The 8,914-nt window shown below is 50.8% G+C and carries 6 protein-coding genes and 2 rRNA genes (1 of these 8 cut by a window edge); all 8 read left to right on the top strand.

Features of this window, described 5'->3' with window-relative positions; all coding sequences use genetic code 11:
* Nucleotides 1-714: ribosomal RNA gene (locus JSQ80_RS08070) — 23S ribosomal RNA — on the top strand; it begins 2,214 nt to the left of the window's first position.
* Nucleotides 715-868: 154 nt separating this feature from the next.
* Nucleotides 869-985, top strand: a 5S ribosomal RNA gene (gene rrf, locus JSQ80_RS08065).
* Between the two features lie 467 nt (nucleotides 986-1,452).
* On the top strand, nucleotides 1,453-1,914 hold the full coding sequence (locus tag JSQ80_RS08060) for a CtsR family transcriptional regulator (protein WP_087432384.1): 462 nt from the start codon (nucleotides 1,453-1,455) through the stop codon (nucleotides 1,912-1,914).
* Nucleotides 1,915-1,964: 50 nt separating this feature from the next.
* Nucleotides 1,965-2,516 (top strand): UvrB/UvrC motif-containing protein, encoded by a 552-nt coding sequence (locus JSQ80_RS08055; RefSeq protein WP_087432383.1) that lies wholly within the window; start codon nucleotides 1,965-1,967, stop codon nucleotides 2,514-2,516.
* A gap of 55 nt (nucleotides 2,517-2,571) precedes the next feature.
* The gene (locus tag JSQ80_RS08050; protein ID WP_206097515.1) at nucleotides 2,572-3,645 is read left to right on the top strand and encodes a protein arginine kinase; all 1,074 of its coding nucleotides are present in this window, start codon (nucleotides 2,572-2,574) and stop codon (nucleotides 3,643-3,645) included.
* 22 nt (nucleotides 3,646-3,667) lie between these two features.
* A complete protein-coding gene (clpC, locus tag JSQ80_RS08045) occupies nucleotides 3,668-6,118 on the top strand; it encodes an ATP-dependent protease ATP-binding subunit ClpC (protein ID WP_087432382.1) in 2,451 nt (816 codons plus the stop codon).
* A gap of 326 nt (nucleotides 6,119-6,444) precedes the next feature.
* Nucleotides 6,445-7,812, top strand: a complete 1,368-nt coding sequence (gene radA / locus JSQ80_RS08040; protein ID WP_087432381.1) for a DNA repair protein RadA — start codon at nucleotides 6,445-6,447, stop codon at nucleotides 7,810-7,812.
* 16 nt (nucleotides 7,813-7,828) lie between these two features.
* Nucleotides 7,829-8,902, top strand: a complete 1,074-nt coding sequence (disA, locus tag JSQ80_RS08035; protein WP_087432380.1) for a DNA integrity scanning diadenylate cyclase DisA — start codon at nucleotides 7,829-7,831, stop codon at nucleotides 8,900-8,902.
* Nucleotides 8,903-8,914 lie beyond the last annotated feature (12 nt).

Genomic DNA, 8,914 nt, shown 5'->3' with positions numbered 1-8,914 from the left:
CCTGATCGTATCGGAGTTCTAACCTAGGACCGTAATCCGGTTCGGGGACAGTGTCAGGTGGGCAGTTTGACTGGGGCGGTCGCCTCCTAAAGAGTAACGGAGGCGCCCCAAGGTTCCCTCAGAATGGTTGGAAATCATTCGAAGAGTGCAAAGGCAGAAGGGAGCTTGACTGCGAGACCTACAAGTCGAGCAGGGACGAAAGTCGGGCTTAGTGATCCGGTGGTACCGCATGGAAGGGCCATCGCTCAACGGATAAAAGCTACCCTGGGGATAACAGGCTTATCTCCCCCAAGAGTCCACATCGACGGGGAGGTTTGGCACCTCGATGTCGGCTCATCGCATCCTGGGGCTGAAGTAGGTCCCAAGGGTTGGGCTGTTCGCCCATTAAAGCGGTACGCGAGCTGGGTTCAGAACGTCGTGAGACAGTTCGGTCCCTATCTGTCGCGGGCGTAGGAAATTTGAGAGGAGCTGTCCTTAGTACGAGAGGACCGGGATGGACGTACCGCTGGTGTACCAGTTGTCTCGCCAGAGGCATGGCTGGGTAGCTACGTACGGAAGGGATAAGCGCTGAAAGCATCTAAGCGTGAAGCCCCCCTCAAGATGAGATTTCCCAATTAGTAAGACCCCTTGAAGACGACGAGGTAGATAGGTTCGGGGTGGAAGCACAGCAATGTGTGGAGCTGACGAATACTAATCGGTCGAGGGCTTATCCTAATAACAATGATTCTAGAGCAAATGAAACTTTCGCGTTCAGTTTTCAGGGTGCAAGCTTTGTTGAACTGCCAAGCGCAGCGAAGACAAAGGCACATCAGCACTTGGCGGTGCTGACCTGAACTTAAGTTGGCAAGTGAATACGAGCCGACAGCTGTTTGGTGGCGATAGCGGAGGGGTTCCACGCGTACCCATCCCGAACACGACCGTTAAGCCCTCCAGCGCCGATGGTACTTGGACCGCAGGGTCCTGGGAGAGTAGGACGTTGCCAAGCAGTTAAACCACTGACATTCCGTTAGTGGTTTTTTGGTTTGTCCACAACTTATCCACAGAGCAAATGCCTTCCCTGTATGATATCCCTCACATTTATGCCATTCTATCCACATTGTATTTTATGATATCAACAAAAGAATGGATTAATTTCATGAAAGATATATACTATAAAGTATTTATCAACAATCTATCTATATAAGATATATAATTTATATATCGTTATATACATATTCATCCCCAGCTTATCCACGCCTTGTGGAAAAGTCACGAAATATACACATTTTCAACTCTACACAACATGAAAATAAAGTATTGGCAAAGCAAACGAATTCCGCTATAATAAACATAAAGTCAAAGAAAGTCAAAGTCAGAACAAAACAAAAAAAGTCAAATAGTTAGAAAAAGTCGAATAAGGTACCGTCATAATTGGTTAAACCTATTATATAAGCTGCGGAAAGGAGGGAGAAGATGCGCAATATTTCCGATTTGATTGAGCATTATTTAAAGCATATGTTAGTGGAGAGCCCGGAAGGCGCTGTAGAAATTCAACGAAATGATTTGGCGGAGCAATTTTCTTGTGTGCCTTCGCAAATCAATTACGTTATCAGCACCAGGTTCACCTTGGAGAAAGGTTACGTTGTGGAGAGCAAACGGGGAGGCGGTGGATACATCCGTATTCAACGCATTGATTTGCCGGAACATAAAGATATCCACAATCATCTGTGCGAATCAATTGGAGAGCGAATCAGTCAATCGGCGGCAGAGGGCCTCATTTACCAACTGGAAGAAGCGGAATTTGTCTCCCGCCGGGAAGCGAATTTGTTAAGGGCCGCCGTGTCGAGGGACAACTTGCCGATTAAGCTGCCTTACCGCGATGAGCTGCGTGCGAGGCTGTTGCGGGCTATGCTGCTCGCGCTGCTTAGCAAATAGAAAGTATATATAAGATTGCATATGTTATTCACAAAGGAGGAGAAACGGAGATGATCTGTCAACAATGCGGTCAGAAACCAGCCACGCTGCATTTTACCAAAATCATTAACGGACAAAAGACGGAATTCCATATTTGCGAATCGTGTGCCCGGGAGAAGGGCGAATGGATTCCAGGCACGGCTAACGGCTTCTCTATCCATAACCTGCTTTCCGGCTTGCTTGATTTTGATTTGTCAGGCGGCGATTCCGGCGCAAGCAGTACAGCTTATGGCAACAAGCCCCAAGCGATGCGATGCGAGAAATGCGGACTTACTTATACGCAATTCAGCAAGCTCGGCCGTTTCGGGTGTGACGAATGCTACTCCTTCTTTGGCGACCGATTGGATCCATTGCTGAAGCGAGTTCATGGCAATACCGTTCACATCGGCAAAATTCCGAAGCGTGGCGGAGGAAGAATTCAACGCAAGCGCGAATTAGAAGATTTGAAGAAGCAACTGCAACTCAGCATTATGAATGAGGAGTTCGAACAAGCTGCCAAGCTGCGTGACCGGATCCGCGACTTGGAGAAGAATCCGTCTGGCAGTGCGGAACAGAACGGTTAATCTCATGCGCATGAATGAATTGAATATGATGAACGAAATGGAAGGAGATGGCGAGATGGCAGGGAGACGATTTATGGAACAAGCGCTTAGCGACTGGATGCGCGGTACGGGTCCAGACTCCGATATCGTCATCAGCAGTCGGATCCGTGTAGCACGGAATTTGAGCGGACTGCCGTTCCCGTTGCTGGCGACGAACCAGCAATCGGCGGAAGTGCTTGACCATTTGACGGCGGTTGTGGATAAGCCTGACTTTGCAGCGATCAATCATTTTCATAAGTTTTCGCTTGCGGAAATGAATGACACCGAGAAGCAGGTCCTGGTGGAGAAGCATTTAATCTCTCCGAGTTTGGTCAATGAATCGCGCAATGGATTCGTCATACTAAGCGATGACGAATCGATTAGCATTATGATTAATGAAGAGGATCATCTGCGGATTCAATGTCTGTATCCGGGGTTACAAATTCGTGAGGCGTGGGAACAAGCAAGCCGCATCGATGACGTGTTCGAAACGCACGTCGACTATGCCTTTGACGAGAAGCGCGGCTACCTTACCTCGTGTCCGACGAATGTCGGTACCGGAATCCGGGCTTCGGTCATGATGCATTTGCCTGCGCTGGTAATGACACAGCAAATTAACCGCATTCTGCAGGCGGTGACTCAAGTAGGCCTGGCTGTACGAGGGATATATGGGGAAGGAAGCGAAGCGATAGGCAACCTGTTCCAAATTTCTAACCAGATTACGCTCGGTCAATCCGAAACCGAGATTATCGATAATCTGTACAGCGTTGTGAAGCAAATTATCGAGCATGAGAAAGCGGCGCGCGAGCTCCTGCTGAGCGATGGTCGAACGCGGCTGACTGACCGTGTATGCCGGTCCTTCGGCATCATGAAGCATGCGGCTATTATGGATTCGAAGGAAGCAGCGCAGCGATTGTCCGATATTCGTCTCGGCTCGGACTTGAACATACTGAACCATATCCACTCTTCTGAATTAAACGAATTGCTTGTCATGACACAACCGGGATTTTTGCAGCATATATACAACAAATCGCTGTCAACCGATGAACGGGACGTGTATCGGGCGAGATTGATTCGGGAAACGTTATCCAAATCCAAATCAAAATCATAAAGTTTATGGAGGTGCTTAGACGATGATGTTCGGAAGATTTACGGAACGTGCGCAAAAGGTGTTGGCTTTGGCACAGGAAGAAGCGGTCCGTTTGGGACACAATAACATTGGAACAGAGCATATTTTGCTCGGCCTCATTCGTGAAGGGGAGGGCATTGCCGCAAAAGCTCTCGTTGCGCTCGGCCTTGGTCTGGAGAAAATTCAAGACGAAGTCGAATCGCTAATCGGGCGCGGTCAAGAACAGCCGACAAATATCGCCTATACGCCTCGGGCGAAGAAGGTCATTGAGCTATCCATGGACGAAGCGCGCAAGCTTGGCCACACGTATGTCGGAACAGAGCATATTTTGCTCGGACTGATTCGTGAGGGCGAAGGTGTAGCGGCACGCGTGCTGAACAACTTGGGCATCAGCCTGAACAAGGCGCGTCAGCAAGTGCTGCAGCTGCTGGGCAGCAGCGAAGCGGTATCGAGCCATCATGGTCAAGCTCAGAACGTGAGCACGCCGACGCTGGACAGCTTGGCACGCGATTTGACGGCGATTGCGAAGGAAGGCAATCTGGACCCGGTCATTGGCCGCAGCAAAGAAATTGAGCGCGTTATTCAAGTACTCAGCCGCCGGACGAAGAACAATCCGGTATTAATCGGGGAACCAGGCGTGGGGAAGACAGCCGTAGCCGAAGGCTTGGCCCAGAAAATTATCAATAATGAAATTCCGGAAACACTCCGTGACAAACGCGTCATGACGCTCGATATGGGATCGGTCGTGGCCGGCACCAAATATCGCGGCGAGTTCGAGGATCGGCTGAAAAAAATAATGGATGAAATCCGTCAAGCCGGGAACATCATCCTGTTCATTGACGAGTTGCACACACTGATTGGCGCTGGCGGGGCTGAAGGTGCGATTGATGCTTCGAACATTTTGAAGCCGGCGCTGGCGCGCGGAGAACTGCAATGCATCGGTGCGACGACACTAGATGAATACCGTAAATATATCGAGAAGGATGCCGCTTTAGAACGCCGCTTCCAGCCAATTACGGTTGACCAGCCGACGCCGGAAGAGACGATTCAAATTCTAAAAGGGCTGCGCGATCGCTATGAGGCGCATCACCGCGTCAAAATTACGGATGAAGCGATAGAGCAAGCGGTGAAACTGTCAGACCGCTACATTACCGACCGCTTCCTGCCGGATAAAGCGATTGACCTCATTGATGAGGCCAGCTCGAAAGTGCGGCTTCATTCGTATACGGTACCGCCTAACTTGAAAGAGCTCGAATCCCGCTTGGATGACATCCGCAAAGAAAAAGATGCGTCTGTTCAGAGCCAGGAATTCGAGAAAGCAGCCGCGCTGCGCGATACCGAACAGAAGATGCGCGAAGAGCTGGAGACCGTGCGCAATCAATGGAAAGAGAAGCAAGGGCGCATGGACTCCGAGGTGACGCCGGAGGACATCGCTCAGGTCGTAGCAAGCTGGACCGGCATACCGGTATTGAAGCTGAAGGAAGAAGAAAGCGAACGCCTGCTCAATATGGAAGAAATATTGCATGAACGCGTCATCGGGCAAGATGAAGCAGTCAAGGCAGTCAGCCGCGCAATTCGCCGTGCTCGTGCGGGTCTGAAAGATCCGAAGCGTCCGATGGGCTCCTTCATCTTCCTCGGCCCTACCGGGGTAGGGAAGACAGAGCTGGCGCGAGCGCTTGCGGAATCGCTCTTTGGTGACGAGAATGCCGTTATCCGTATCGATATGTCCGAATATATGGAGAAGCATTCCACCGCGCGTCTGGTAGGGGCGCCTCCAGGATACGTCGGATACGAAGAAGGCGGCCAATTGACCGAGAAAGTGCGCCGCAAGCCGTATTCGGTCGTACTGCTGGATGAAATCGAGAAGGCTCACCCAGAAGTATTCAATATATTGCTGCAAGTGTTGGAAGACGGCCGTCTGACCGATTCTAAGGGACGCGTGGTCGACTTCCGCAACACCCTCATTATATTAACGTCGAACGTCGGCGCCGAAGCGATTAAGCGCAATTCGACGCTCGGATTTACGGCTGCGAACGATACGGGCCGTGATTACAACAACATGAAGGATAAAGTGATGGGTGAGCTTAAGAAGAGCTTCCGTCCGGAATTTTTGAACCGGATCGACGAAATCATCGTCTTCCATTCGCTTGACGAGAAGCACATAGCTGAAATCGTCACGCTGATGGCAGATGAGCTGCGCAAGCGTCTGAAGGAGCAAGACGTCGATTTCCAACTTACCGACAATGCCAAAGCATTCTTGGCCAAAGAAGGCTACGACCCTGCTTATGGAGCGCGTCCGCTGCGCCGCGCCATTCAGAAGCACATTGAGGACAGATTGTCCGAGGAACTGCTGAGAGGTCAAATCAATAAGGGCGATGCGGTGCTCATCGACGAGAAGGACGGCGAACTTGTTGTGCTGCGCAATACGGAGAAAGCTGCAACAACGAATGCATAATTGATACTACAGGCGCATCTCTTGCGATAAGCGAGGGGTGCGCTTTTTTACATGAAAGCCACTCGAGTTTTTTACGTGACGATATATTGCTCCTTAGAGCCAGAACTGCAATAACCCGAGTGAATGCTCTGGGTTATTCCTTCATTTTCCTCATCTTTCCTACCTCAATTGCTAAATCGCTTTATCCCGCTCCTTAAAAATGGTAAACTTGAACGAGGTGGGTAATAAATAAATTGGTTTCCTCCGATACATTGTTTATTGACAACAAACCTTTCGGCAGACCAATGGAATGAGCTCGTGATTATCAATTAGGAGTGTCGGCTTGCATGGCCAAAGTAAAAACGAAATTTTATTGCAGCGAGTGTGGCTATGAGTCTCCAAAATGGATGGGAAAGTGTCCGGGCTGCAGCGAGTGGAATACGATGGTCGAGGAACGTGAAACCGTCGTGAAGACTGCCGGTGTCCATTCTTCCTTGATTCAAACGAAAGAAAAGCCGCAATCGATCATACATATAGAGAGTGGACGCGAGCCTCGGTTAACAACGACGCTAAGCGAATTGAACCGTGTCTTGGGCGGCGGAGTCGTGCCCGGTTCACTCATCTTAGTCGGCGGAGATCCGGGTATCGGCAAATCCACGCTGCTCTTGCAGACCTCGAATGCGCTCGCGGCGAGCGGGCTGAAGGTGCTGTACGTGTCCGGGGAAGAGTCGATGCGGCAGACGAAGCTTAGAGCAGACCGGTTAGGGGTGCTGTCCGAGCGTTTGTTCGTCTTAAGCGAGACGAATTTACAATATATCGAAGAAGCGATTGATGCGATGAAGCCCGACTTTCTCGTCATCGACTCGATTCAGACGGTATACCAGCCGTCGGTCGAATCCGCTCCGGGCAGCGTGGCGCAAGTGCGCGAATGCACAAGCACTTTTATGCGCATCGCTAAAGGCAGAGGAATTGCAACGGTGCTAGTCGGCCATGTGACGAAGGAAGGGGCGATTGCAGGCCCCCGCCTTCTGGAGCATATGGTGGATTGCGTGCTCTACTTTGAAGGGGAGCGGCATCATTCCTACCGCATATTGCGCGCGGTCAAGAATCGGTTCGGCTCCACCAATGAAATCGGCATTTTCGAGATGACCGAAGGCGGGCTGGCAGAAGTGAAAAATCCTTCCGAAATGTTCCTGCAGGAACGGCCGCTCGGTGTAGCAGGCTCCACGGTCGTAGCCAGTCTGGAAGGCACGCGGCCCGTGCTCGTGGAGATGCAGTCGCTCGTGTCGGCTACCAATTTCCCGTCCCCGCGCCGCATGTCGACAGGGATTGATCATCAGCGGCTATCGCTTATCATAGCGGTATTGGAGAAGCGCATGGGAATGTTTTTGCAGAATCAGGATGCTTATGTGAATGTAGCCGGCGGCTTGAAGCTGGATGAGCCGGCGGTTGATTTGGCTATGGCGGTCGCCATTGCTTCAAGCTTTCGCGATATGCCGACGCAGCCCTACGATGTCGTATTCGGCGAAGTCGGCTTGACAGGAGAAGTCCGCGCCGTCTCGCGTGCGGAACAAAGGGTGAAAGAAGCAGAGAAACTTGGCTTCAAGCGGGTTATTTTGCCAGAGAAAAGCTTGCGGGGGTGGAAACCGCCTGATCATATTGATATTATCGGCGTAAATACGGTTGCTGAAGCATTAACGGCGGCGCTAGGTTAGGGGGCATAGATAAAGAATGAAGGAAAGCCAGCTAGATATAATGAATGACCTGCTGCGGATGGTGGCGCCGGGGACCCCATTCCGTGAAGGGTTGGAGAACGTATTGCGTGCGAAGACAGGCGCTCTTCTTGTAGTCGGCTATAGTCCGGAAGTGATGGAAGTCGTTGATGGCGGATTTTCAATTAATTGCGATTTTTCGCCCAGTTATTTGTACGAACTTGCCAAGATGGATGGCGCCATTATTTTAAGCGAAGACATTAAGCGAATCCTGTATGCGAATACGCAGCTGATTCCGGATTCCTCCATCCCGTCGACAGAGACCGGAATACGGCACCGCACAGCGGAGCGTGTAGCGAAGCAGACCGGGAAGCTTGTCGTGTCCATCTCCCAGCGCCGCAACATCATTACGCTGTATCAGGGCAGCCTTCGCTATGCGCTGAAGGAGATTGGCGTCATTTTGACGAAGGCGAATCAGGCGATTCAGACGCTGGAGAAATATAAAGCGGTGCTCGTACAAGGCATGACCAATCTGACGGCCTCCGAGTTCGAAGAACTCGTGACTTTGGCGGATGTTGTAAACGTATTGCAACGTATTGAAATGGTATTACGTATTAAAATGGAGATAAAGCGTTACATCAATGAATTGGGCACCGAAGGTCGTCTTATCAGCATGCAGCTGGAGGAACTGGTAAGCAACACGGAAGAAGACGCTTGGCTGCTGGTGAAGGATTACGCCCGGGATGAGAGTGATGAGAAGATCCGCGAAATTTTTGCCCAACTGAAAAAATGCACCGCGGATGAACTGCTCGATACCCATCACCTGATTCGTCTGTTGGGATATCCAACGACGAGCGCGATTCAAGATGAGTCCATTTCGCCGCGCGGTTATCGTGTCTTAAGCAAAATCCCGAGACTCCCGAACGTCATCACTCACAACTTAGTGGAGACATTCCACTTCTTGCCGCACGTCATGATGGCCACCATCGAGGAGCTGGATGAGGTGGACGGCATCGGTGAAGTACGCGCGCGCACAATCAAGGAAGGACTCAAACGCATTCAAGAGCAGGTTTTCATTGACAGGCAGATTTGATTTTCCAACAAT

It is taken from the genome of Paenibacillus apiarius, from assembly GCF_017052585.1.
Classification (GTDB): domain Bacteria; phylum Bacillota; class Bacilli; order Paenibacillales; family Paenibacillaceae; genus Paenibacillus_B; species Paenibacillus_B apiarius.
This window is presented reverse-complemented; position numbering and strand designations above follow the sequence as displayed.

Coding starts and splice junctions, on each gene's coding strand:
- JSQ80_RS08050 (WP_206097515.1), top strand. CDS start 2,572: ATGGCAGGGAGACGATTTATGGAACAAGCGCTTAGCGACTGGATGCGC.
- disA (WP_087432380.1), top strand. CDS start 7,829: ATGAAGGAAAGCCAGCTAGATATAATGAATGACCTGCTGCGGATGGTG.
- clpC (WP_087432382.1), top strand. CDS start 3,668: ATGATGTTCGGAAGATTTACGGAACGTGCGCAAAAGGTGTTGGCTTTG.
- radA (WP_087432381.1), top strand. CDS start 6,445: ATGGCCAAAGTAAAAACGAAATTTTATTGCAGCGAGTGTGGCTATGAG.
- JSQ80_RS08060 (WP_087432384.1), top strand. CDS start 1,453: ATGCGCAATATTTCCGATTTGATTGAGCATTATTTAAAGCATATGTTA.
- JSQ80_RS08055 (WP_087432383.1), top strand. CDS start 1,965: ATGATCTGTCAACAATGCGGTCAGAAACCAGCCACGCTGCATTTTACC.